21 protein-coding genes, 1 tRNA gene and 1 pseudogene are annotated in these 23,033 nt (G+C 65.2%); 7 read left to right on the top strand and 16 right to left on the bottom strand.

The genetic code is table 11. The annotated features are described in order from the left end of the window. Positions 1-13 precede the first annotated feature (13 nt). Positions 14-87 (top strand) — tRNA-Pro (locus E4P29_RS10370). Positions 88-202: 115 nt separating this feature from the next. Beyond that, positions 203-628 (top strand): SRPBCC family protein, encoded by a 426-nt coding sequence (locus E4P29_RS10375; RefSeq protein WP_167735438.1) that lies wholly within the window; start codon positions 203-205, stop codon positions 626-628. A 59-nt stretch (positions 629-687) separates the two neighbouring features. Here the strand turns inward: E4P29_RS10375 and E4P29_RS10380 are convergent, their stop codons facing one another. The 11 genes from E4P29_RS10380 to E4P29_RS10430 form a co-directional block, all read right to left on the bottom strand. Continuing rightward, positions 688-1,659 (bottom strand): LLM class F420-dependent oxidoreductase, encoded by a 972-nt coding sequence (locus E4P29_RS10380; protein ID WP_027494506.1) that lies wholly within the window; start codon positions 1,657-1,659, stop codon positions 688-690. A 9-nt stretch (positions 1,660-1,668) separates the two neighbouring features. Further along, positions 1,669-2,469: an SDR family oxidoreductase gene (locus E4P29_RS10385; RefSeq protein ID WP_135044406.1), complete on the bottom strand. Its 801-nt coding sequence runs from the start codon at positions 2,467-2,469 to the stop codon at positions 1,669-1,671. A gap of 30 nt (positions 2,470-2,499) precedes the next feature. Further along, positions 2,500-4,296 carry a glycoside hydrolase family 15 protein gene (locus tag E4P29_RS10390; RefSeq protein WP_135044408.1) on the bottom strand — a complete coding sequence of 599 codons (1,797 nt, stop codon included), beginning with the start codon at positions 4,294-4,296 and terminating at the stop codon, positions 2,500-2,502. After that, on the bottom strand, positions 4,293-4,982 hold the full coding sequence (locus E4P29_RS10395; protein ID WP_135044410.1) for an HAD family hydrolase: 690 nt from the start codon (positions 4,980-4,982) through the stop codon (positions 4,293-4,295). The genes E4P29_RS10390 and E4P29_RS10395 overlap by 4 nt, the downstream gene beginning before the upstream one ends. Before the next feature lie 83 nt (positions 4,983-5,065). Next, complete coding sequence (locus tag E4P29_RS10400; RefSeq protein ID WP_135044412.1) at positions 5,066-5,539, bottom strand: DNA starvation/stationary phase protection protein; 474 nt, start codon at positions 5,537-5,539, stop codon at positions 5,066-5,068. 139 nt (positions 5,540-5,678) lie between these two features. Beyond that, positions 5,679-7,196 (bottom strand): catalase, encoded by a 1,518-nt coding sequence (locus E4P29_RS10405; protein WP_135044899.1) that lies wholly within the window; start codon positions 7,194-7,196, stop codon positions 5,679-5,681. A gap of 186 nt (positions 7,197-7,382) precedes the next feature. Continuing rightward, positions 7,383-8,018: a hypothetical protein gene (locus E4P29_RS10410; protein WP_135044414.1), complete on the bottom strand. Its 636-nt coding sequence runs from the start codon at positions 8,016-8,018 to the stop codon at positions 7,383-7,385. Further along, complete coding sequence (locus E4P29_RS10415) at positions 8,018-9,709, bottom strand: GMC family oxidoreductase (protein WP_135044416.1); 1,692 nt, start codon at positions 9,707-9,709, stop codon at positions 8,018-8,020. The genes E4P29_RS10410 and E4P29_RS10415 overlap by 1 nt, the downstream gene beginning before the upstream one ends. Beyond that, positions 9,706-11,214, bottom strand: coding sequence for an NAD(P)/FAD-dependent oxidoreductase (locus E4P29_RS10420; RefSeq protein WP_245154256.1), 1,509 nt, complete (start codon positions 11,212-11,214; stop codon positions 9,706-9,708). The genes E4P29_RS10415 and E4P29_RS10420 overlap by 4 nt, the downstream gene beginning before the upstream one ends. Beyond that, positions 11,211-11,807 (bottom strand): TetR/AcrR family transcriptional regulator, encoded by a 597-nt coding sequence (locus E4P29_RS10425; RefSeq protein ID WP_135044418.1) that lies wholly within the window; start codon positions 11,805-11,807, stop codon positions 11,211-11,213. The genes E4P29_RS10420 and E4P29_RS10425 overlap by 4 nt, the downstream gene beginning before the upstream one ends. A 44-nt stretch (positions 11,808-11,851) precedes the next feature. After that, positions 11,852-13,027, bottom strand: a complete 1,176-nt coding sequence (locus tag E4P29_RS10430; protein ID WP_135044904.1) for an epoxide hydrolase — start codon at positions 13,025-13,027, stop codon at positions 11,852-11,854. A gap of 84 nt (positions 13,028-13,111) precedes the next feature. On the opposite strand from E4P29_RS10430, the gene E4P29_RS10435 reads away from it, so the two are divergent. The 4 genes from E4P29_RS10435 (at position 13,112) to E4P29_RS25920 (ending at position 15,296) form a co-directional block, all read left to right on the top strand. Beyond that, a complete protein-coding gene (locus tag E4P29_RS10435) occupies positions 13,112-13,681 on the top strand; it encodes a CGNR zinc finger domain-containing protein (protein WP_135044420.1) in 570 nt (189 codons plus the stop codon). Between the two features lie 49 nt (positions 13,682-13,730). Next, the gene (locus E4P29_RS10440) at positions 13,731-14,009 is read left to right on the top strand and encodes a hypothetical protein (protein WP_135044421.1); all 279 of its coding nucleotides are present in this window, start codon (positions 13,731-13,733) and stop codon (positions 14,007-14,009) included. A 41-nt stretch (positions 14,010-14,050) separates the two neighbouring features. Then, positions 14,051-14,962, top strand: coding sequence for a polysaccharide deacetylase family protein (locus E4P29_RS10445; protein ID WP_135044424.1), 912 nt, complete (start codon positions 14,051-14,053; stop codon positions 14,960-14,962). Positions 14,963-15,125: 163 nt separating this feature from the next. Further along, entirely contained in the window at positions 15,126-15,296 is a 171-nt protein-coding gene (locus E4P29_RS25920; protein ID WP_167735440.1) for a hypothetical protein, read from the top strand. A 5-nt stretch (positions 15,297-15,301) separates the two neighbouring features. Here E4P29_RS25920 and E4P29_RS26300 read toward each other — a convergent pair whose 3' ends face one another. The 3 genes and pseudogenes from E4P29_RS26300 to E4P29_RS10465 form a co-directional block, all read right to left on the bottom strand. Further along, positions 15,302-16,966, bottom strand: coding sequence for an HNH endonuclease signature motif containing protein (locus E4P29_RS26300; RefSeq protein ID WP_245154257.1), 1,665 nt, complete (start codon positions 16,964-16,966; stop codon positions 15,302-15,304). A gap of 48 nt (positions 16,967-17,014) precedes the next feature. Next, a pseudogene (locus tag E4P29_RS10460) lies at positions 17,015-17,362 on the bottom strand (DUF6855 family protein); the annotation flags it as partial. 203 nt (positions 17,363-17,565) lie between these two features. Continuing rightward, positions 17,566-19,398: a multicopper oxidase domain-containing protein gene (locus E4P29_RS10465; RefSeq protein ID WP_135044426.1), complete on the bottom strand. Its 1,833-nt coding sequence runs from the start codon at positions 19,396-19,398 to the stop codon at positions 17,566-17,568. A gap of 117 nt (positions 19,399-19,515) precedes the next feature. Between E4P29_RS10465 and ugpC the strand changes: the two genes are divergently transcribed. Next, entirely contained in the window at positions 19,516-20,586 is a 1,071-nt protein-coding gene (ugpC, locus tag E4P29_RS10470) for a sn-glycerol-3-phosphate ABC transporter ATP-binding protein UgpC (RefSeq protein WP_027494521.1), read from the top strand. A gap of 50 nt (positions 20,587-20,636) precedes the next feature. Here the strand turns inward: ugpC and E4P29_RS10475 are convergent, their stop codons facing one another. Together E4P29_RS10475 and E4P29_RS10480 are read right to left on the bottom strand one after the other, a co-directional pair. Then, complete coding sequence (locus tag E4P29_RS10475; protein ID WP_135044428.1) at positions 20,637-21,659, bottom strand: aspartate-semialdehyde dehydrogenase; 1,023 nt, start codon at positions 21,657-21,659, stop codon at positions 20,637-20,639. Between the two features lie 2 nt (positions 21,660-21,661). Then, the gene (locus E4P29_RS10480) at positions 21,662-22,927 is read right to left on the bottom strand and encodes an aspartate kinase (protein ID WP_027494523.1); all 1,266 of its coding nucleotides are present in this window, start codon (positions 22,925-22,927) and stop codon (positions 21,662-21,664) included. Positions 22,928-23,033: the final 106 nt, after the last annotated feature.

Consider the following 23,033-nt stretch of genomic DNA (forward strand, 5'->3'; position numbering starts at 1 on the left):
CTCCAGCGGTACACGGGGTGTGGCGCAGCTTGGTAGCGCGCTTCGTTCGGGACGAAGAGGTCGTGGGTTCGAATCCCGCCACCCCGACAGTTGGATGATGATCAGGACCCGCTCGATTCACTTGAGCGGGTCCTTTTTCGTTGTCGGGTCGGCGTACTGTGAGTCGTCCTTGCTCGGAACCAGCGAACGGATCTCACGCCCCATGCCGACCCCCACCCGCGTTCATGTCACCCATCGGTTCGCTTCGTCTCCCGACGTCGTCTTCGCGGCGCTGTCCGAACATGAGAACCTCGGCCCGTTGTTCTTGGCCAAGATCCGCCGGGTGCGCGACGGAGACACCTCACGCAACGGCGTCGGATCGGTCCGTAGTCTGAAGCTGGGGCCACTGCCAGCGTTCGAGGAGACCACAACCGTCTCCGAGCCGAGCACCCTCATCGAGTACCGCATCACCAAAGGTGGCCCGCTGCGCGGTCATTGGGGTGTGCAGAAGCTGACCCCCACCACTGACGGCGGTACCGAACTCGACTACACAATTGGATTCGACGCCCCGATCCCCGGTCTCGCCGCGATCGTCGGCAAGGCACTGACGTCGAGCATCTCGAAGAACCTGCCGCGCTTGGCTCGGTAGCACTGCCGCACAACGACAAGACCCCGATCGATGGTCTCGATCGGGGTCTCGTCGTGTGCTCAGCTGGACGCAGCGCGCAGCTTCTCCAACAGTGGGCCGGCCGCCTCGGCCAGGAAGCGCTCCTGAGTTTCGTCGCCCACCTGAACCAGGGCGATGTCGGTGTAACCGGCCTCCCAGTACGGCTTCACGGCCTCGACGATGGCGTCCAGGTCCGGTCCGCACGGGATCGTATCGGCCACATCCTCTTTCCGTACGAACTTGGTGGCTCCCGCGAACCCGGCGGTCGTCGGCAGGTCTGCGTTGACGGCCCAGCCACCGGCGAACCAGCGGAATCGGTCGTGTGCGCGATCGATGGCGGCATCCTTGTCCGGGTCCCACGAAATGGGGATCTGACCGATGGAGCGCGCCGGCCCTTCGTGGTTGTCCGACCACGCCTTGACGAGATCGGCGTCCGGCTCGGTGGCGATGAGATGATCGCCGTACTCGGCGAACCGCGCCACGGCCTTCTCGCCGCCGGCGGCGATGCCGATCGGGACCCCGCCCTCGGGCAGGTCCCAGATCCGAGCCGAGTCGACGCGAAAGTGCTTGCCCTCGTAGGTGACCAGGCCACCGGCGTGCAGCGCGCGGATGATCTCGAGTGCCTCGACGAACATATCCTGACGCTTGTCGATGGAGGGCCAGCCCTCACCGACGACGTGCTCGTTGAGGTTCTCGCCGCTGCCCAGGCCGAGGGTGAAACGTCCGTCGGCCAGGATCTGCAACGTCGCGGCCTTCTGGGCGACGACGGCCGGGTGGTACCGGATGATCGGGCACGTCACGTACGTCATCAGCTCGACGCGCTCGGTGGCCTGCGCGACCGCACCCAGCGTCGTCCACGCGTAGGGAGAGTGGCCCATGGACGAGAGCCACGGCGAGTAGTGGTCACTGCTGACCTCGAAGTCGAAGCCGACTTTCTCGGCTCCGACGGCGTACTTCACCAGCTCTTTGGGACCGCTCTGCTCGGTCATCAACGTGTATCCGAAATTGGTCATGCTGTTCTCCTAAATTGTTGCGACGGAACCGGCGTCGACTCGGTAGTTGGATCCGTTGACGAAGGACGCGCGGTCCGAGCACAGGAACGTGATCACCGAGGCCACTTCCTCGGGTTCGCCGCGGCGTCCCAGTTCCATGTACGGACGCTCCTCGTCGAGGAAACTCTCGATGGCACCGTCTCTGTCGGTGCCCTTCTCCTCGGCTCGCTTGTCCATCATCGCGTCGGTCATCGGGGTGTGGATGAATGCCGGGGAGACCGCGTTGACCAACAGGCCCTCCGACGCGTAGCTGCGCGAAAGCCCCTTGGCCAGAGCCAGAACACCGGCTTTGGCCGAGCAGTACGGCAATTCGTCGTCGTACGGCTGCACGGCGTCCTCGGACGTCAACAGCACGATGCGCCCCCATCCACCGCGCCGGAGGGCGGGGAGGAACGCGCGCAGTAGACGGACCGGGCCCATCAGGTCGATGTCGAGGGTCGAGCGCCACCCTTCCTCGTCGATCTCGTGGAACAGCCCCTGAGCGCCGGTGACGCCCGAGGATTGCACCAGAATGTCGATGTCGCCCACTGCCTGCTGCGTGCGCACTGCCAGGTTCTCGACGGCCTCGGTGTCGGTCACGTCTGCGGCGAACGCGAACAGTTGCCCTTCCGCTGCACCGAGTTTCGCGGCGGCCTCGTCGAGCGAACTCTGGTCCTTGTCGCTGACGACCACACGGACGCCCTCGGCCAGCAGCAGCTCCGCAGTGTGCCACCCGATGCCGGAGTCGGCTCCGGTCACCAGTGCGGCTCTACCGTCGATTCCCAAATCCATTCGATCCCACTTTGCGCTAGAGGTCGGTTGTCAGGCAGTGGCGTCGTGCGAGCGCGCGATGGTCAGCGCTGCATTCACCAGGGCCAGGTGGCTCAAGCCCTGCGGGAAGTTACCCAGAAACGACCCATCCGAAGCATCGATCATTTCGCTGTACAGTCCGACGTCGTTGGACATTTCCACCAGCTGATCCATCAGGGCCGTGGCCTCGTCGTCTCGGCCGACGCACGACAGCGCCGATACTCGCCAGAACGCGCAGGCCACGAACGTGACCTCTTCCTCGGACACTCCGCTGTAGCGGTACATCAACGGCCCGGCACCGAGCTCCTCACCGAGCGCGTCGATAGTGGCCGAAAGGCGTTCTCCGCGATCGAAATTCATCTCTGCTGCCAACAGCACCGACGCATCGAGCCCGTCGGCACCCGGGTACGCGAGGTAGGTCTGCCGCTCCTCGGACCAGCACTCGGTTTCGATGTACCGCCGTATGCACTCCTTCTCGGCCTTCCACCGATCCGGTATGCCCGGGATCTCGCCGGCTTCGGCCAGGTGCACTGCGCAGTCCAGCGCCTGCCAGCACCCCAGCTTGGAGCTCGTGTAGTGCTGCTCCACCTCGAGCTCCCAGATACCGGCGTCCTTGCGCTGCCATGAGTCGCAGGCCTCGTCCGCGATAGTCGCGAGCAGCCGACCGGTCTGCGCGTCGAGGATGTTGCCTGCGTCCACGTACTGCCGAATGATCGAGAACAGGTCTCCGAAGATCATCAGCTGGAGTTGGTCCGCCGCGGCGTTACCGTTGACCACCGGTCCGATGCCGCGCCAGCCGGGTACGTCGGGCTGCTCCGTCCCACCTGGCAATTCGCCGCCGAGAGTGTAGAACACGTTGACCAACGGATCGTTGCCTCGAATGACTTTCAGCAGCCACGCAACGGCGGCGTGAATTTCCTCGCGCAGACCGAACCGTTGCAGCGCCCGAATGGTGTACGCGGCGTCGCGAACCCAGGCATAGCGGTAGTCCCAGTTCTTTCCGCCCGTGCGATTCTCGGGCAGTGACGTGGTCGCTGCGGCAGCGATAGCTCCGGATGGGCTGTGCAGCAGTAATTTCAACGCCAATGCGCTGCGAGCGACATGCTCCGCCCACGGGCCCTCGTACGAGAACTCGTCCGACCAGACGCGCCAATTGTCGATGGTCCGGTCGATGCCCTCGTCCAGGTGCTGAGGATCCGGGAGCGGCAGTGGTTCGTTCTCGGTTCCGACCACGCCGATGACGTGCCGCGAACCCGAGTGAGTGGTGAAAACGCCGCTGATGTCACGGTCCGCAAGTTGCACGTCCTCGATACCCAATGTTCTTACTGCCAAGGTCAATCCGTCGACACGCAGAACGGTTCCGTGCTCGGTGTCGTACGCCCATGGAGACGCGATGCCGAGCATGGTGCCCGGTGCAACCGACCACGCCATCTCCACCGATCCGTCGAGTCCGTCGACGCGCCGCGCCAGCTCCCACGGCAACCGCCCGGCTACACCGGTGTTCAGGGAGTCGGTGATCCGAACGGTCCCGGCGTCGGTGCGAAACGTAGTGCTGAGAACATTTGTGCCAGGCACGAATTCACGCTCGACCGTGAACTCGTCTTTGGGCGAGAGTTCGATGTAACCACCGTGTGGGGCATCGAGCAGCGACGCGAACGGCGGTGGTGAATCGAGATTGGGCACCGGAAACCAATCGATGCGGCCGTCGTCGGCGATCATGGCCACGGTTCGGCCGTCACCGATCGCACCGTAACTTTCGATCGGTACGTACCCGTCGACCCTCGGACAAGGCTTTCGGAAATTGCTCAAGCACTTGCCTTGTCGGCGAGGATCGGGCTCTCGGCGAGGCGTTCCAGCAGATCGGCCGGATCGTCGAACACGGCCACCGCACCCGCGTCGAGCAGCTCTGCGCGCGAGATCCCGCCACTGAGCACACCGAGGGCCCGCACTCCTGCTCGGCCCGCGGATTCGATGTCCCACACGCTGTCTCCCACCATGATCGCGTGTTCGGCCCGGACGCCGGCGCGCTCGAGCGCAACAGCGATGATGTCGGGCTCCGGCTTCGCCACCTCGGCGTCCTCGCCGGATGTCACCACCGCTACCGAATCCTCGACCTCGAGCAGGTCACGCAACGTCGACAGCTCGGACTCCGGCGCGGACGTCGCAAGCACTACGGTGACCTCGCGAATACTCAGGTCTGCCAAAAGCTCCCGCGCGCCCGGCAGGATTTCCAAGGTCTTCGAGGCCGCCGCGTAGTACTCCCCGTGCAGGGTCTTCGCTTCCTGCGCGAGCGCACTGTCGGACGAACCGACCAACGCCTCCAACAACTTCGACCCATCCATACCGATGCTGCGATGTATGCGCCACGACGACACTTCGTGACCGGCGTCGCGGAATGCACGGGACCACGCGTCGACATGGACGTAATTGGAATCGACGAGTGTGCCGTCGATATCGAACAACACCGCGTCGACCTTCGGAACACTTTCAGACATGGGCATCCGAATACCCATGGGCTGTGCACGCAAACAAAACGGGCCCCTCACCACCGGTGAGGGGCCCGAGTCGAACTCAGGTTTCAGCTGGCCTGCGCCTGCCACATCCAGTGCAACTGCTCGAGCCGAGCAGTGATGGCGATGAGCAGGTCCTGCGTCACCGGGTCTGCGTCCGCAGTATCGGCGACGCGTCCACGCAGCCGGTCGACGACGGCAGCGATATTGTCGACGATGGCCGGCACCACTTCACTGTCCTGCGTCCACCCGGCTCCGAATCCCTTGGTTCCTGCCGTCGAGGAGACGGTGGCTGCCCGACCGTCCGGGCTGACACCGATCGCGGTGGCACGCTCGGCCGCCTGATCGGTGAATTCACGTGCAGCAGTGACCAATTCGTCTAGCTCGAGGTGCACGGACCGGAAGTTCTTGCCGATCACGTTCCAGTGCGCCTGCTTCGCGATGAGCGAGAGATCGATCAAGTCGACGACGGTGCCCTGCAGAGCGTCGCCCGCGATCTTCTGCTGACCTGCGTCGAGGGTGCTGGTGATGGGGTTCGTCATGATGTGGCCTCCCTGCCGTTGTACGACGGTGTGCATCGCACGCCATTATTGTGCTTCCGTCTGTATTGCACAACGGTGGCACCCCGTCGGTTGTTCCGGAATCGGCGTCGTTGTGACGCCGATCCCAGGAACGACCGAGTCAGACCTTGGCGGCCTCGTCGGCAGGATCGTCGATCGCGCCGGCACCGGTGGTCGGAGCGGTCTCGTTCTGCTGCGACCGAACACCTTCCTCGACCTTCTTGCCGAGCTCGGGGTCGACATTGGTCCAGTACTCGAACACTCGGCTCAGCACCGGCTCGCTGACGCCGTTGAGGACGTGTCCGACGATGTTTCCGACCAGACGCTCGCGCTGCGCATCGTCCATGACCTCGCGGACCAGGGCTCCCGCTTGCACGAAGTCGCCGTCCTCGGGGTGCTCGATGTAGCCGGTACGTACGAAGCGAGGTTCGAAGTCCCACGCTCCGTCGTCGCCGTACTTGTTCGTGTCCGCCGACGGGCCGCCGAAGGAGTTCGGCGCGTAGACGGGCGTCTCCGGAGAGTTGAACGAGTACCGCATGTTGCCGTCCTTGGAGTACGAGTTGACCTCGGACTTCGGGGCGTTGACCGGCAGCTGCGCGTAGTTCGCTCCGATGCGGTACCGGTGTGCGTCCGCGTAGGAGAACACACGGCCGAGCAGCATCTTGTCGGGGCTGAAGCCGATGCCGGGCACGGTGTTGGACGGCTCGAACGAGCTCTGCTCGATCTGCGCGAAGAAGTTCTCCGGGTTGCGGTTCAAGGTCATCTTGCCGACCTCGATGAGCGGGTAGTCCTTCTGCGACCAGACCTTGGTGAGGTCGAACGGGTTGTACTTGTAGTTCTCGGCCTCGTCGTACGGCATGAGCTGGACCTTCAGGGTCCAACTGGGGAAGTCGCCGTTCTTGATGGACCCGAACAGATCCTGACGGTGATGGTCGGGTGACGTGCCCGCCACCTCGTCGGCCTTGTCCTGCGTCAGGAAGTCGATGCCCTGATCGGTCTTGAAGTGGAATTTGACCCAGGTCTTGGTGCCGTCCTCGGCGATGAGCTGGTACGTGTGCGAACCGAAGCCGTCCATGTGGCGGAACGACTTCGGGATGCCGCGGTCACCCATGAGCCACGTGACCTGATGCGCCGACTCGGGCGAGAGGGTCCAGAAGTCCCACTGCATGTTGTTGTCGCGGAGACCGGAGTCGGGCATGCGCTTCTGGCTGCGGATGAAGTCCTGGAACTTGATCGGATCCTTGACGAAGAAGATCGGCGTGTTGTTGCCGACGAGGTCCCAGTTGCCTTCCTCGGTGTAGAACTTCAGCGAGAAGCCGCGCGGATCGCGCCAGGTGTCGGGGCTACCCTGCTCGCCGGCGACAGTGGAGAACCGTGCCAGCATCTCGGTCTTGGCGCCGGGCTGCAGCGCCTTCGCCTTCGTGTACTTGCTGATGTCACCGGTGATCTCGAGCTCGCCGAACGCGCCCGCGCCCTTGGCATGCACGACGCGCTCCGGGACCCGCTCGCGGTTGAACTGCGCCATCTTCTCGATCAGGTAGTGATCGTGTAGCAGGATCGGGCCCTGCGCACCGGCGGTGAGCGACTGGTCGTCGCTGGCCACGGGGATTCCCGAATTGCTGGTGGTGGGCTTGCTGATGGTCGGCTTGGTCATACGAAGCCTCCTGGTGGCTGTATCGCGTCCGAGGGCTGTCCCGGACGAAAACTGTGCGGCCGAGGGCGCGGCCGGTTCCTCATCGGGGATGCCCGTACTCACGCGACATAAACCCTGAGCTCGACCACCAGCATGCCACTAATCTGTACTAAGTCAAGAAACGGATCGCCGTCAGGGCACCAGCCGCGCCTCGCCCGTCCGCATCGAACCCGACACGATCTGCAACCCGAAATACGTGCCCGACGGCATCCAGCGATCGAGCGTCGGCCCTGACGCATCCACCCTCACCCGGGCCAACCTGGCTCTCCCCTTCAAGCTGGAGACGCCCACAGCCGATCCGCCGGGCACGGGCTGCGCGAACCCGATCGAACCGCGCATCGGAAATGCCGGACCGAACCCACGGGAGTCGGTCCGGACCGACCACTCCCCTCCACTGACCCCGGCCTTGTTCAGCACGTCGCCGTCGAACTCGGCCAGCACCTTGGGCAGATGCCAGTTGGTCCTGCCGCCGTGCACCGACATCGCGGAATCGACGGCGATGAACGGCACCGACATCCGCGGAATCTTCCCGACGTCCCGGCGCAACACCGGGCTCGCCAGTATCTCGCGGTAGGGACCGACGGGCGACGTCATGTAATCGACGACCATGCACATCGTGATCGGCAACGTCTTCGCCCCGGCGGGAGCGAAATCCGACGACCGGGCGCGATGCCACCAAATCGTGGCCCGGACGTTCGCCGGCCACGGCGCGGCGGGGCTGACCGGCCAATCGGTGCGCTCGGTCTCCGACTCGGCGACGCTCCACATCAGGAGTCCCTCCCCACGACGGTCAGCGGCAGGCGCAGCGCGCCCGGCGCAGTCACCGGCACCACCGGGTTGGACGGCTGCACCGGTGCCACCTCGACGTAACCCGAGCCGACGGCAGGCCTGCGGTCCGGCTCACCCTTGTTGGGCCACAACGCCATTGCCCGCTCGGCCTGCGCGGTGATGGTCAGAGACGGATTGACGCCGAGGTTGGCGCTGACGGCAGAACCGTCGAGCACGTGCAAGCCCTCGTACCCGTACACCCGCTGATAGCCGTCGATCACGCCGGTATTCGGTGAATCACCGATGGCGCAGCCGCCGAGGAAGTGCGCGGTCATCGGGATGTTGACGATCTCGGCGATCGACCCGCCCGGATCGCCGCCGATCTTGTCGGCGAGCAACCTGATGGCCGTGTGCCCCTGCGGAATCCACTGCGGCGGCGGATCGCCCGCCCCGGGCCGACTCGTCAGTCGACGCCCGAACGGCCCCTTCTTGGAGCCGAGTTCGAGGGAGTTGTCGTCGGTCTGCATCACCAGAGCGATGACGGTGCGTTCGGACCACCGATGGACCGACAGACTGCGGGCCGCCGCGCCGGGGTGACGCAGCGCCACACCGAGCGTCTTCAGAATCCGCGGCATCTTGCCGCCACCGTCGCTCAGAACGGTCTGAAGCAGCCCGATCGCGTTGCTGCCCTTGCCGTATCGCACCGGTTCGATGTGCGTGTGATCGTCCGGGTGGAACGACGAGGTGATCGCCACTCCCTCGTGGTAGTCGACCTCGCGTCCGCGCGCCGTTGCGGCCAGCACGGCCTCGGAGTTGGTACGTACCAACGAACCGATCTTGTTCGACAGCCGCGGCAACGAGCCCTTCTCCTTGGCGGCGAGCATGAGCTTCTGCGTTCCGTAGGTGCCGGCCGAGAAGACCACCTGATCGGCGGTGATCGTCTTCTCCTTGCGGCGCAGCTTGCCGCCGGTGCGGCGCGTCACGACGTCGTAGCCGCTGCCGTTCGAGCGGACGTCCACGACGGTCGTCAGCGGAAGGATGTGTGCGCCTGCATGTTCGGCGAGGTAGAGGTAATTCTTGACGAGGGTGTTCTTCGCCCCTACGCGGCACCCCGTCATGCACGAACCACACTCGGTGCACCCGGTCCGCTCGGGGCCTGCACCACCGAAGAACGGGTCGGGTGCGGTCTTGCCACGGTCACCGAAGTAGACGCCCACCGGAGTCGAGGTGAACGTGTCGCCCACGCCCATGTCCTCGGCGACCTCCTTCATGACCTTGTCCGAGGCAGTGATCGTCGGGTTCGTCTCGACACCGAGCATCCGACGCGCCTGGTCGTAGTACGGATTCAGCTCACGCTTCCAGTCCGTGATGGCACCCCACTGCGGGTCCTCGAAGAACTTCGTCGGCGGCTGGTACAGCGTGTTGGCGTAGTTGAGCGAGCCTCCGCCGACGCCTGCCCCCGCCATCACCAGCACGTCGGGCAACAGGTGAATACGTTGGACGCCGTAGCAGCCGAGCGCCGGAGCCCACAGGTACTTGCGCAAACGCCAACTGGTCTTGGGCAATTCGTGATCGGCGAACCGTCGGCCGGATTCCAGCACCGCCACCCGGTAGCCCTTCTCGACGGCTCGCAGCGCGGCGACGCTGCCGCCGAAACCGGAGCCGATGATCAGTACGTCGTAGTCGCTCATGCGGAAACCGCCTTCTTGTCTGATTCACGGGTGTCGGAGACGAGTCGGTAATTCGAGGTGTCGAACGTTCGCGTCTTGTTGCGGAACCGGAACGTGTACGTGGGCCACATCGTCGAGTTGCGTCCGTTGGCGTCGAGGTACCAGCTCGAGCAGCCACCGGCATTCCAGACTGTGCCGTCGAGGGACGAGTCGACCCACGAGTTGTGCTGCTGCTGAGCGGATTCGGACACCTCGACGGCGGTTGCCCGATGGTCCCGCATCTCGCTGAGCGCCGAGACGACGTAGTTGGCCTGCGACTCGAGCATGTAGACGATAGAACTGTGCCCGAGATTGGTGTTGGGGCCGTACATCAGGAACAGGTTCGGGAACCCGGCGACGGTGGTACCCAGGTGCGCCTGCGGGCTACCGCCCCAACGCTCCGCGAGCGTACGACCGTCGCTGCCGCGCAACAGATGCGACACCGGCGGTTCGGTGGGGGTGAACCCCGTCGCGAAGATGATGGTGTCCACCTCGTAGTTGCGGCCCGACGCGTCGACGACGCCGTTCTCGGTCACCGACGTCAGGCCCGATGTCACCAGGTCCACGTCCGGTCGATCCAGCGTCCGCAGCCAATCGTTGGACAGAAGAAGGCGTTTGCAGCCGGGTGCGTAGTCCGGGGTCAGAGCCGCCCGCTTCGTCGGGTTCTTGACCTGACGCTTCAGGTTCGCTTTGGCGAACACCTTCACCGCGGGCAGCATCCACGGGTTGTCGGCCAGGACGGTCACGTATGCCTCGCGGTACCCGTAGATGATGCCGCGAACCGCGCGGTGAGCCGCGGGCACCTTCTCGTACAGAGTCCGCTCGACCCGGCCGATGGTGCGGTCCAGACGTGGGATGACCCACGCCGGTGTGCGTTGAAAGACGGTGAGCCGCTGGGCCTTGTCGACGATCTCGGGCACGAACTGCACCGCCGACGCTCCGGTGCCGATCACGGCGGCCCGCTCCCCGGTGAGATCGTGCTGGTGGTTCCACGTCGCCGAGTGGAACACAGTTCCCTGGAATGTGTCGATGCCCGGCACGTCCGGGATCTTCGGCGTCGACAGTGCTCCGGTCGCGGCCACGAGAACTCTGACGCTCGCCGCACCCTTCGAGGTCTGCACGGTCCACCGCTGGTCGGTGTCACTCCAATCGGCCGACAGCAGTTCGCAATCGGTGACGATGCGGTCCCGCAGGTTCAGACGATCGACCACGGAACGGAGGTAGTCGAACAGCTCCGGTTGGCGCGCGAAGGTGTGGCTCCACTTCGGGCTCGGCGCGAACGAGAACGAGTACAGCGACGTCGGGACATCGCACGCACACCCGGGGTAGGTGTTGTCCCGCCATGTGCCACCCACCTCGGATGCGCGTTCGATGACAGTCACGTCGGCACTCGGATCAGCGGCGAGGATCTTCGCCACCGCGGCGAGGCCGGCAAAACCGGCTCCGACGACGAGCACGTCGAGTTGTTGAGGCAGTGCAGAATTCACGAGTCCATCACCTTTTCGGACCAGACAGGGAGGAGCCGTCCGCGCAGCTGCGCGTCGGCTTCGGGGGTACGGAACAAAGCCGATACAGCGAGCCCGCGTGCCAGCTCGACGCTCAGCTCGATGGACTCGGTGGACATGCGGCTACCCATGACGATCTGAGCGCCGCTCTGAATGGCCTCGGCGACGCGTCGTTCGAGCGGAACCATCGCCTCGTGCAGAGCCGGATCGGTACGAGCCGCGACCCACAGCTCGAGCGCGGCATAGAACAGCGGGCCCGAGAACGCGTCGACAAGGATCTCGGGTCCACGTTCCGGATCGGGCTCGGCTTCCAAGATTTCGGACAGGCGGCGGTCGACGAGATGCTCGACGGCAGCGGTCACCAACGTCTCCTTGGTCGGGAAGTGGTGCAGCTGCGCTCCACGGGATACTCCGGCACGACGCGCGATCTCCTGCGTGCTGGTCTTCGCGAAACCCAGCTCGACGAGGCACTCGATGGCTGCATCGAGCAACTTCGCGCGGGTCCCCGCGGTGCGTTCGGCCTGCGTGCGGCGCGGGGTAGGCGCGCCGTCGCCGAGCTCTGTGTCGGTAGTCACACTTTGCACAGTAGCGTCAAAACAACAAACAGTCCAGCCTGACTTTAAGTTTCGTTACTCCGCTCATCCGCCCTCAGGACCGCCGACAGACCCGCGCGAACTTCCCGGACGAAGTAGTCGCGCCGTTCGAGCGAAGGGAAGTGACCGCCGGCGTCGGGTGCCCGCCATCGAACGATGCGCCGGTACCTCTCCTGGGCCCATGGCCGCGGGCACTTCGCAATGTCCCGGGGATATGTGGTGATCGCGGTCGGGACATCGACGCGGAGGTCCGGGTCGAGTGAGTGGTGGCTTTCGTAGTAGATGCGGGCCGACGACGCCCCGCTACGTGTCAACCAGTACAGGGTGACGTTGTCGAAAAAGGCCGTGCGAGAGATCGTCTCGAACGGACTGCCCTCGGTGTCCGTCCACTCCGCGAACTTGTCGAGAACCCAGGCCAACAGCCCGACCGGGGAATCGACGAGTGAATACCCGATCGTCTGCGGCTGCGTCGCCTGCAGTGTCGCGTAGGCGATGCGATCACGGTCGAACTCTCGGGTGTGCTGAACCCAGCCGAGCTCCTCGGCCGTCAGTCCGTCCGTCGACAACCCGGGGGGTGCTTCGGCATAGGTCGTGTGGATTCCGATGACCCGCTCGGGGAATCGGCCGCCCAGGATCGTGGTGACGACACCTCCCCAATCACCCCCGTGGGCGAGGAACCGGTCGTAGCCCAGACGGCCCATCAGCTCGACCCACGCGGCCGCGATCTTCTCGGTGCCCCACCCTGTCGTCGCAGGTTTATCGCTGAACCCGAAGCCCGGAAGAGACGGGACCACGACATGGAAGGCAGGTGCCGAGAGGTCCGACGGATCGGCCAGGCCGTCGATGATGTCGAGGAATTCGACTACGCTGCCCGGCCAGCCGTGCGTCACGATTAACGGAGTTGCGTCGGTCCGCGGTGAACGACGATGCAGGAAATGAATCCCCACACCCTCGATGGTCGTGCGGAACTGCCCGACTCGGTCGAGCCTCGACTCGAGCGATCGCCAGTCGTATTCGGTGCGCCAGAACTCGATCGCGTCCGTGAGCTCGGTGAGCGGTACCCCCTGCTCCCATCTGCGCGCGCCGGCCACGGTCTCGGATTCGGGCAAGCGAGCCGCGTCGAGCCGTGCACCCAGATCGAACAGGTCGGCGTCGGTTGCGCGCCACTCGAACGGGCGGACATCGGGCTTGTCGACGCGCATCATCAAGGCTCCTTTGGTTACTTGAACCGGCTATGGCAGTTCTAACAGCGCTGACGGCCTGGCGCAACCGGCTAAGGTGGTTCTATGGCAAGGAGCTTCCCCGATTTCCGACCCGGCAATGTCCTGTCGACGGCATTCACCGGAACCCTCACCGAGCGTCGCGGCGATGCCGTCGAACGAATCCCTGTGCCGGAACGGCTCTCCGACTGGTTGACACTCCACGGACTCGCCGTCGAATCCTGCACCGACTCACAGCTCGACGCGGCTCGCGAGCTACGGGAAGCGATCCACCTCTGCGCTACCGCAGCCGCGACTGGAGATCGACTGCCCACTTCCCCCGTTCGCATCTTGAACGACCACAGCCTTCGGGGTCGGGCGTCGGCAATCCTGTCGCCGTCGGGCGTCCGGCAGTGGCAGTTGACGGCTACGACGGCGGTCGAAGACGCCCTCGGTGTCATCGCAGCCGACGCAATCGACATCGTCGCCGGTGAGCGAGACGGCACGTTGGCGTTGTGCGCATCCCCTACGTGCCGCGCAGCGTTCTTCGACACCAGCCAGAGCCGCAGCCGAAAATGGTGCGACATGAATACGTGCGGAAACCGTCAGAAGAAGGCTCGCATGGCGGCCAACCGTGGCACCACATCGTCGCGCTGACATCGGCCACACTGGCATTCGTACGCTGCTTCGACGGAAGGAATACACGATGACCGGTCATTCCGTACGCCCCGAGGACATACTTCCCGACGGAGCCGAAAGAGCGTCGTTCGACGGGCTCCCGATACGGAAAGGCACCGTGGCGGCGTTCGTCGCGAATGCGCACGCGCTCCGCGACGTGGAACCCGGGACCGAGGCTCACGACGAACTGATCGCGACGCTGAAAGAGCTGGCACCGCAGCTGGCGGCCATCGGAATGTTCGAGGTGTTCGAGCCACGGGACCCGCAGATCGCCCACCTGGTGGGCGTCGCGACTCACACCGACTGACCGACAGTTTGTGGCGACTGGCCGCGGGCAATACCCCGGCCATGCCTCTCCCCTCGCACGGCCGCTTCGAGTACTCCCCCATCGTCGATCGGCCTCGGTTCGAGTGGCCGGGCGGCGCGCGTCTCGCGGTGTACGTCGCGGTCAACTGCGAGCACTTTCCCTACGACGACGGACCGCCCGGCCTGGGTTACACGCCCGCGATGGACCAGCCCAACACGTACAACTGGGGCTGGCGTGAGTACGGCAATCGCGTCGGCGGCTTCCGGATCGCAGAAACATTGCAGCAGTGCGGGATTCGGCCGACATTGCTGGTCAACACCGAGGTGTACGAGCACGCCCCGCAGCTGGCCGCGGCGTTCCGAGCGCTCGACGCCGAGGTCGTCGCGCACGGCCGAACGAATGCGGTGCAACCGAACGATCAGGACGAGGACGCCGAACGCCGCTCCATCGAGGATGTCACCGCGGCGATCGAACGACACGAGGGAACACCGCCCCGAGGATGGATGAGCCCCGGTGCCAACCCGAGCCGCGTCACCGAGGACCTCCTCGCGGAGCGCGGTTACCAGTACACCTTGGACTGGCCCGTCGACGACCAACCCGTGTGGCTACAGACCCGCGGCGGCCCGCTGCTCAGCGTCCCGTATCCCCATGAGATCAACGATCTGCCGATGTTCGTCCATCACCATCAGACCGCAGAAGCGTTCGAGCACAACATCATCGGCAGCTTCGACGAACTGAAGGAGAATTCAGCGCGGCAACCGTTGGTGCTCGCAATCTCGGTGCACACCTTCCTCACCGGGCAGCCTTACCGACTTCGACGGTTCCGGGCGGCGCTGAAACATATGACCGACAACAGCGACGGCGTTTGGTTCACCACCCCGGGCGACATAGCGGCGCACTACCGCAGCCTCGTACCTCCACCAGAGACATCCACGCCTGGAATCGGCAAATAGTCGAGCCGTTCGGACCACACCGAGTCCGCCGTGAACGACCGATCGGGAACTTTGATAGTGCCTGCGTCGCAACGTCGATGACCGAGGTCGACCCAGTCCGGAATGGACCCGCAGCTCGGCAGCGCGTGGGTGCACGTGCACGCCACCCCATGCGATGGACGCGGTGACGACAGTCGCCGTCCTCGAGGACGAATGCGAAGTCTCGGCGCAGGAGTGGCCCGAGCACGCTAAGGGTCGGATCGCGCCGTCAGCGGTGCCCGAGACCATCACGTTCCCCGACGAGGTGCCCCGCAACCAGAGCGGAACTCTGTACGAGCGCGCGTTGCGCGCCTGAGTTGTTCACGCGGCTCGCTGTTTTCGTCGATGATAGCTGGGGAGTGGTTGTCTGCGCGGGTCGACGGATTCCGGCGGGATCGCGTACGGGTGTCCGTCGTCGCCCATGATCAGTTGCCAGTCACTGTGGTGGACGAGGCGGTGGCATTCTCCGCAGACCAGTACGAGGTTGTTCAGGTCGGTGTGTCCGCCGTCTTCCCAGAATCTGATGTGGTGGGCTTGGCACCACTGGGCGGGGCGGCCGCACATGACGCAGCAGGTGTCGCGGATGGTCAGGGCGATGCGTTGGTCGTCGCTGGCGAGTCGGGTGGTTCGTCCGAGCGCGAGTGGTACGCCGTGGTGGTCGACGATGACGGGGGTCAGGTCGGCGTCGCAGGTGACCAGCTCGGCGAGGAAGCGACTGATGGGGCCGGTCCAGTCTAAGCGGAACGGCCAGTCCGCGTCGCCCGGCTCGGGGACAGATTTCTGCCCGCCACCATCACCATCGGCTGCAACATCACCACCGGCTGCCGCTTCGCCGCAAGCAGCAGCGCGTCCCCTCTCGGGCACAGACTTCTGCCCGGCACCATCACCATCGTTTTCTGCCGCATCCTGGCGAGCAGCGATATACCCTCGAGCCACTCCATCCGGACGCGAGCCGTTGCTCTCGCCGCCGCTCGAGGAGCTCCCCGCGCCCGTACCGGCGTCGCCCGATCCCGTTGCAGTGCTCCCGGGTTGCTTGTTGCCGCCATGGGCGAGCAAGTCCCGCAGGGGAACGATCAGGTGCACCGACGCCCGCGACCCGCCCGCCGACCCGCGGGCGCTGCCGCGTAGGTGTCGGTCGAGGATCTGATCGAGTGCATCGGCTCGGCGCTTCGACGGGCTACGTGGGTCGCGCTCGCCGCCGGGACCGGGCCGAGGTGCCGTCAACGGCGACAGAGTGGTGAGAAGCTTCTCGGCCAGCAACCGGTCGATGTCGCCACCGACCTGGAAGCGGCCATTGGCCAGAGCATGCAGATCGAATCGGTTCAGGTTCGGGTTCTCCGACACCGGTCGCGGTGCAGGCGTCGGCGGAACAGGCTCGGGCGCAGGCGGTTCCGGATCAGGAAGCCTGCCGGTAGAGGTCGCTGCATCATCTCTCCGCCGCTCCTGATCGTGACGCTCCTGCTCCTCACGTTCCTGTTCCTGCCCTCGGCGTTGTTTCTCGGCATTCTCGTGTCGTGCTCGGGCGTCGTCCGCGGCCGCATGCGCCAAAGCCTGCGCGCGGGACGCCACTTGACCGGCGGTGCTGCGTATCGCGGTGTCGAGCAATTCGTCGACAATTCCGTCGCGCCGGTCCTGACTCAACGTCGGGTCGGCCACCAGCACGACGTCGTAACCTTCGGCGATGGCTGCGGCGTGCGCGGCATGGATCCGACCCTCGGCGAGGGCGTCGAGCACGGTGGGGTGATCGAACAGCCAGTACCCCAGTGCGTTCTGGCGGGCGGCGGATCCGTCGGTGATCCGCATCGACTTCGCGTACCAGCGGGTGACGGACGAGTGCCCGAGTTTCATCGCCAAGCCGCGTCGGTCGATCTCGGCGAGCAACGTCAATCTCGTTGCTGCGAGAGCGTTTTCGAGTGAGATGACGTCAGCAAGCTCGGAGACCAACTCCTGGTCCCCGAGCCCGAACACATCCCCCCATGTCTTCACACCACGAAAGCTATACCCACCCACCGACAGACTTTGTCGATGACTCCGCTACAGCGCGCGCATGCTGTTGTTCCGCGCATTGTGGGTGAGCTCTGCAAGGCCCAGCTCTTCGAGTAGCGGCGGCAGATACATGCCGAAGCGGCCGCGGTATCCGTTCCTGAGCCCGTACCAGCCGCCGACCGGGTTGTCCGGCGAGCGCCCCCACGCTTCGACCGTGTCCGGCGCAGCCGGCTTCTTCTCGTCCGCGGCACCGAGCAATACCCAGTCGCCGCGTTCGGTGAGCCAACCGTGCAGGTCTTCGATTGCCTCGACGCGGTATCGAAGAGTCGTCGACCCCACCTGGCATACGAGGGCGGGTGGCTCGTGGTCGGGATCGCGGTACATGGTGTACGCCGAGGTGCCGGGGGGCGGTGGTGAGAGCCCACGGGTCGGATTTCGTTCCGCTGGTCATGGCCTGGGTCCGTTCGGTTGTCGCAGTCGGCCGACGGGCAGAAAGATCGACCGAGCACGGTGATTGCCTTACACGGCACGGTCAGTGTGGGCCGACCTGACGGCAAACACAACCAACTACCGAACCCGGCAAGGTTCGGGGTCGTGCATCACGCAGCGACGGTGCGGTACCGCAGCATCATTTCGTGGTCCTCGTGGTCGAGCATGTGGCAGTGCCACATGTACCCCTGCAGTTCGGAAGGACCCGCAGCCGGCATGTCGTGACCGCCCATATCGTGACCGCTCATATCGTGACCGCCGTGGTGTGCCGCCGGTCCCGCGAACGTGGCGTCGGGATCGAAGCCGAGTTCGTCGGCCGTCGGGAATCGGACCAGGATCTGGGTGACGGTGCCCGGGTACGTGTTGACGGTGTCTTTCCACCCGGCTTCCCAGGTGGCCGGCGGCACCGAGGGTCCGGTGAGGAACTTCTCCACCGGCGGAGCCCATTTGGTGCCGAACGTCGGCCGGGGGAAGTCGCGTTGGTACGCCGCGAGGTCGATGGGAATTCGTCCCAGCGTCCGAAAGTGCGCGAGGTGCAGGTGAATCGGGTGCGGCTCGACAGTCGTGTTGACGATGTTCCACATCTCCACCGTGCCCTGCTTGGGCATCTCGATGTCCGGGTCGGAGTACCGAAGGTTGTTCAGGTTCATGAGCGTCATGTCCAGGTTCAACCCGCTGGACGGCTGGTTGACGGTGACGGTGCGCGTGAAGGTGGGGGTCGGCAACGCGGGCAACAGATCCGGCTGCCCCTTTCCGCCGCGCAGCAATGACGGCATCCCGCCCCGGAACCCCGCCGCGGACGCGACGCGGAACTGGCAGAACATCGGTATCGGGACAGCTCCGAGGGAGGCGGCCTGCGCGGGCGGAGGCTCGTCGTTCAGCAGCTCGACGAGGGCACCTGCCTCGACGGCTCCGAAGTCGACGAGGATGTCGGCGCGTTCGGCGGGTGCGAGCCGGATGCTGGTGGTTTCCACCGGCGCGTCGAGCAATCCGCCGTCGGTTCCGATGACCCAGAAACGTAACTTGTTGGTGAAGAACAGGTTCCATACGCTGTACGACCCCGCGTTGACGAGCCGCAGCCGGTACATGCCCCGAGCCACTTCCATCGTCGGCCAGATCTTGCCGTTGACGACGCCGACGTCGCCGGTACCGCCGCCTTCCCATTTACCCTGAGGGACAGTGATGTTGGAGCGGATGCTCATGCTGCCGTCGGGATTCATGATCTTCTCCTGCAGCACCAACGGCAACTCGAACTCACCCGAGGGCAGACCGAGGGCGTTGTCGGAAGTGCCGGTGTCCCAACGGTCGCGGACGAGGTTCATGCCGAGCAGGCCCGCGTAGACGTTGATGCGTGTCATCGACATGGCGTGGTCGTGGTACCAGAGTCCGGCAGCATCGTTGAGCCCGGAAAAATTGTGAGTCATCGACTCGCCCGGACGCACCAGCATCTCGGAGTGCCCGTCACTGGCCGGTTCGGTGATACTGCCGTGGAAGTGCAGCGCCGTCGGCGTCATCGTGCGATCCATCTCGCTCATGCCGTGCAGCGAGGTGTCGACGTCAGCGGCGAGAGGATTACCGGCGGTGGTGTTCGAGTACTTCAGCGTCCAGGGCTGGCCTTGCTGAGACTCGATGGTGGGCCCGAGGTAATCGCACTGGCCGTAGCCGAACGTAGGACCGGGCCTGAGATCGGCGTGGAAAGCATGGGCGGAGCTGTGTGCGTCGAGCGAGATGTCTGTGCCGCTGATGAGCGGCAATCGCGGCAGTTCGTCGCGGAACGGCGTCAGCGGCGGCGAATGGAACAGCAGCGGGCTCTGCCCACGGAGGAAGTCGTCGGCCAGTGCTCGACGCGTCGTCGACGCCACGGGTATCGCCGCTGCTCCGGCTGCCACTGCGGCCGCCGCCAGCCCACGTAGGGCGGTGCGTCTGGACACGGAGCCGCTCACCCGGCCACCTTCCTCCTGGTTGTGATGGGGCCCATACTATGTGCTGGTCGGCTCCCGCCGTCACCCCACACTCGGATCGTCCGGCACGTTCCTGCCGGTGGAGGGATCTATTTCGTCATGGCAACAATCTCGTTCGAGCGCACGACCAGGCTTTTTCCCGGCTCCGACACCCCCGCGGTGAACGAGCTCGACCTGCACATCGAGGACGGTGAGTTCCTCGTCCTGGTCGGCCCCTCCGGCTGCGGCAAGTCCACCTCGCTCCGGATGCTCGCGGGGCTCGAGGAGGTCAATTCGGGACGCATCCTCATCGGCGGCAAGGACGTCACCAATTCCGAACCCAAGGATCGCGACATCGCGATGGTGTTCCAGAACTACGCGCTGTACCCGCACATGACCGTCGCCGAGAACATGGGGTTCGCGCTCAAGCTGGCGAAGGCGAACAAGGAGGACATTCGCACTCGCGTCGAGGAGGCCGCGAAGCTGCTCGACCTGGAGCCGTACCTCGACCGCAAGCCGAAGGCCCTCTCCGGCGGTCAGCGGCAGCGAGTTGCCATGGGACGCGCCATCGTTCGGCAGCCGCAGGTGTTCCTGATGGATGAGCCACTGAGCAACCTCGACGCCAAACTGAGGGTCCAGACGCGGACGCAGATCGCGCAGTTGCAGCGCCGACTCGGCACCACAACGGTGTACGTCACGCACGATCAGGTCGAGGCCATGACGATGGGCGATCGCGTCGCCGTTCTGAAAGGTGGTGTGCTGCAACAGTGCGCCACCCCGCGTGAGCTCTACCGCACCCCGGTCAACGCATTCGTCGCCGGGTTCATGGGCTCACCGTCGATGAACCTGTTCCGCGCTCCGGTCACCGACGGCGGCGTCCGCCTGGCCGATCAGGTCGTCCCGGTCCCACGTCAGACGCTCGGTTCCGCCACCGAGGTGATGTTCGGCATTCGTCCCGAGCACATCGAGATCGCGAGCAGCGGAATCGCTCTCGAGATCGACGTCGTCGAAGAACTCGGCTCCGAAGCCTTCGTGTTCGGCCGCGCGGACATCAACGGCCGGACCGAAACCATTGTCGCTCGGGCCGATTGGCGCAGCCCGCCCGAGAAGGGCGACCGCGTTCACGTCCGCATCGACGAGGCCCATGCGCACATCTTCGACGCCTCCGCCGAAGGTCACCGCCTGAACTGACCCGTCGTGCGCGTTGTGCGTACCCCTGGGGACGCACAACGCGCACGATCTCAGACCAGCAGCTCGGCGATCTGAATCGTGTTGAGCGCGGCACCCTTACGCAGGTTGTCGCCCGAGACGAACAGCGCGAGTCCGCGGCCCTCGGGGACGCCCGGATCCTGGCGGATGCGTCCGACGAGGGAGTCGTCCTTGCCGGCGGCCTCCAGCGGGGTCGGTACGTCGACCAGCGAGACACCCGGTGCGGAGGCGAGCAGTTCACGAGCGCGTTCCACCGACAGCGGTGAAGCGAACTCCGCATTGATCGACAGCGAGTGACCGGTGAACACCGGCACGCGCACGCACGTTCCGCTGACCAGCAGGTCGGGCAGTCCGAGAATCTTGCGCGATTCGTTGCGCAGCTTCTGATCCTCGTCCGTCTCGCCGGATCCGTCGTCGACCAACGCGCCGGCCAGCGGCAGAACGTTGAAAGCGATGGGCGCGACGTACTTGTTCGGGGCCGGGAAATCGACCGACGAACCGTCGTGCACCAGCTTTTCGACGTCGTCGATGACGGCGCGTGCCTGCGTGGCGAGCTCGTCGACGCCGGCGAGACCGCTACCGGACACCGCCTGGTAGCTCGAGACGATCAGACGCTGTAGGCCCGCTTCGTCGTGCAGCACCTTGAGCACCGGCATGGCGGCCATGGTGGTGCAGTTGGGGTTGGCGATGATGCCGCGGGGCGGGTTCTTCGCGGCCTCGGGGTTGACCTCGCTGACCACGAGCGGCACATCGGAGTCCTTGCGGAAAGCCGACGAGTTGTCGATGACGGTGGCGCCTGCAGCAGCGAATCGCGGTGCCTGCTCGCGCGAGAGCGTGGCACCGGCCGAGAACAGTGCGATGTCGATGCCGGCGAGGTCGGCGGTGGAGGCGTCCTCGACGATGATCTCCTCGCCGCGGAACGGCAGCTTCTTGCCCGCCGAGCGTGCGGAGGCGAAGAATCGAACGGTGTCGGCGGGGAAGTTGCGCTCCTCCAACAGGGTTCGCATGACGGCACCGACCTGGCCGGTGGCTCCTACGACTGCAACTGTGGTCATGGCTATCGTCCTGTTCCTGCGTGTACGACGGCTTCTTCGTCGCCGCCGAGATCGAAGGCGGCGTGCAGTGCGCGCACGGCGTCGTCGAGCTGAGTGTCGCTGCACAGCACCGAGATACGGATTTCGGAGGTGCTGATGAGATCGATGTTGATGCCGGCGTCGGCGAGGGCCTCACAGAACGTCGCGGTGACGCCGGGGTGGCTCTTCATACCGGCACCGACGAGCGAGACCTTGCCGATGTGGTCGTCGTAGAGCACCTGCGCGAAGCCGATATCGGCCTGCAGCTTGGTGAGCTTCTCCACTGCCGTCGGGCCGTCGGCCTTGGGGCAGGTGAAGGTGATGTCGGTCTTGCCGGTGTCGATCTTGGAGACGTTCTGCAACACCATGTCGATGTTGATCTCGGAGTCGGCCACGGCGCGAAAGACCTTGGCGGCGTAGCCCGGTGTGTCGGGCAGACCGACGACGGTGACCTTCGCCTCGCTGCGATCGTGTGCGACGCCGGTGAGAATTGCTTCTTCCACTGGAATGTCCTCCATAGATCCGGAGACGATCGTTCCGGGTTTGGTGGTGTACGACGAGCGCACGTGAACGGGAACGTTGTAACGACGGGCATATTCGACGCAGCGCAGCATGAGCACCTTCGCGCCGCAGGCCGCCATTTCGAGCATCTCCTCGAACGAGACCGTCTCGAGGTGGCGTGCGTTGGGGACGATGCGCGGGTCTGCGGTGAAGATGCCGTCGACGTCGGTGTAGATCTCGCAGACGTCGGCGTTCAATGCCGCGGCGAGTGCGACGGCGGTGGTGTCGGACCCACCACGACCGAGCGTCGTGACGTCCTTGCTGTCCTGGCTGACGCCCTGGAAGCCGGCGACGAGCACGATCGAGCCTTCGTCGAGTGCGCTGCGGACGCGGCCGGGGGTGACGTCGATGATCTTGGCGTTGCCGTGCACGCTGGTGGTGACGACGCCTGCCTGGGAACCGGTGAACGACCGTGCCTCGGCGCCGAGCGAGTGGATGGCCATCGCGACCAGTGCGTTGGAGATGCGTTCACCCGAGGTGAGCAGCATGTCCATCTCGCGAGCGGGCGGGGCCGGGCACACCTGCTGTGCCAGGTCGAGCAGTTCGTCGGTGGTGTCGCCCATCGCCGATACGACGACGACAACGTCGTTGCCCGCCTTCTTGGTCTCGACGATTCGTTCAGCGACGCGTCGGATACGTTCGGCGGTCCCCACCGACGATCCACCGTACTTCTGGACGATGAGAGCCACGCGTTTTACCTCCGCTGGATAGCCGACAATCGTTCGATTGTCCGCGGGTCACCTTACCGAGCGAATGCCCCGAGCAGTGGGCCGGGTAGCTCCGAGCTGGGACTTT

The organism is Rhodococcus sp. 1R11 (assembly GCF_004563845.1).
In the GTDB taxonomy this organism is placed as follows: Bacteria; Actinomycetota; Actinomycetes; order Mycobacteriales; family Mycobacteriaceae; genus Rhodococcoides.

Bases quoted from the DNA above. Each gene is read 5' to 3' on its own strand.
- E4P29_RS10375 (WP_167735438.1), top strand. From the start codon at position 203: ATGCCGACCCCCACCCGCGTTCATGTCACCCATCGGTTCGCTTCGTCT.
- E4P29_RS10380 (WP_027494506.1), bottom strand. From the start codon at position 1,659: ATGACCAATTTCGGATACACGTTGATGACCGAGCAGAGCGGTCCCAAA.
- E4P29_RS10385 (WP_135044406.1), bottom strand. From the start codon at position 2,469: ATGGATTTGGGAATCGACGGTAGAGCCGCACTGGTGACCGGAGCCGAC.
- E4P29_RS10395 (WP_135044410.1), bottom strand. From the start codon at position 4,982: ATGTCTGAAAGTGTTCCGAAGGTCGACGCGGTGTTGTTCGATATCGAC.
- E4P29_RS10400 (WP_135044412.1), bottom strand. From the start codon at position 5,539: ATGACGAACCCCATCACCAGCACCCTCGACGCAGGTCAGCAGAAGATC.
- E4P29_RS10410 (WP_135044414.1), bottom strand. From the start codon at position 8,018: ATGTGGAGCGTCGCCGAGTCGGAGACCGAGCGCACCGATTGGCCGGTC.
- E4P29_RS10415 (WP_135044416.1), bottom strand. From the start codon at position 9,709: ATGAGCGACTACGACGTACTGATCATCGGCTCCGGTTTCGGCGGCAGC.
- E4P29_RS10430 (WP_135044904.1), bottom strand. From the start codon at position 13,027: ATGCGCGTCGACAAGCCCGATGTCCGCCCGTTCGAGTGGCGCGCAACC.
- E4P29_RS10435 (WP_135044420.1), top strand. From the start codon at position 13,112: ATGGCAAGGAGCTTCCCCGATTTCCGACCCGGCAATGTCCTGTCGACG.
- E4P29_RS10440 (WP_135044421.1), top strand. From the start codon at position 13,731: ATGACCGGTCATTCCGTACGCCCCGAGGACATACTTCCCGACGGAGCC.
- E4P29_RS10445 (WP_135044424.1), top strand. From the start codon at position 14,051: ATGCCTCTCCCCTCGCACGGCCGCTTCGAGTACTCCCCCATCGTCGAT.
- ugpC (WP_027494521.1), top strand. From the start codon at position 19,516: ATGGCAACAATCTCGTTCGAGCGCACGACCAGGCTTTTTCCCGGCTCC.
- E4P29_RS10475 (WP_135044428.1), bottom strand. From the start codon at position 21,659: ATGACCACAGTTGCAGTCGTAGGAGCCACCGGCCAGGTCGGTGCCGTC.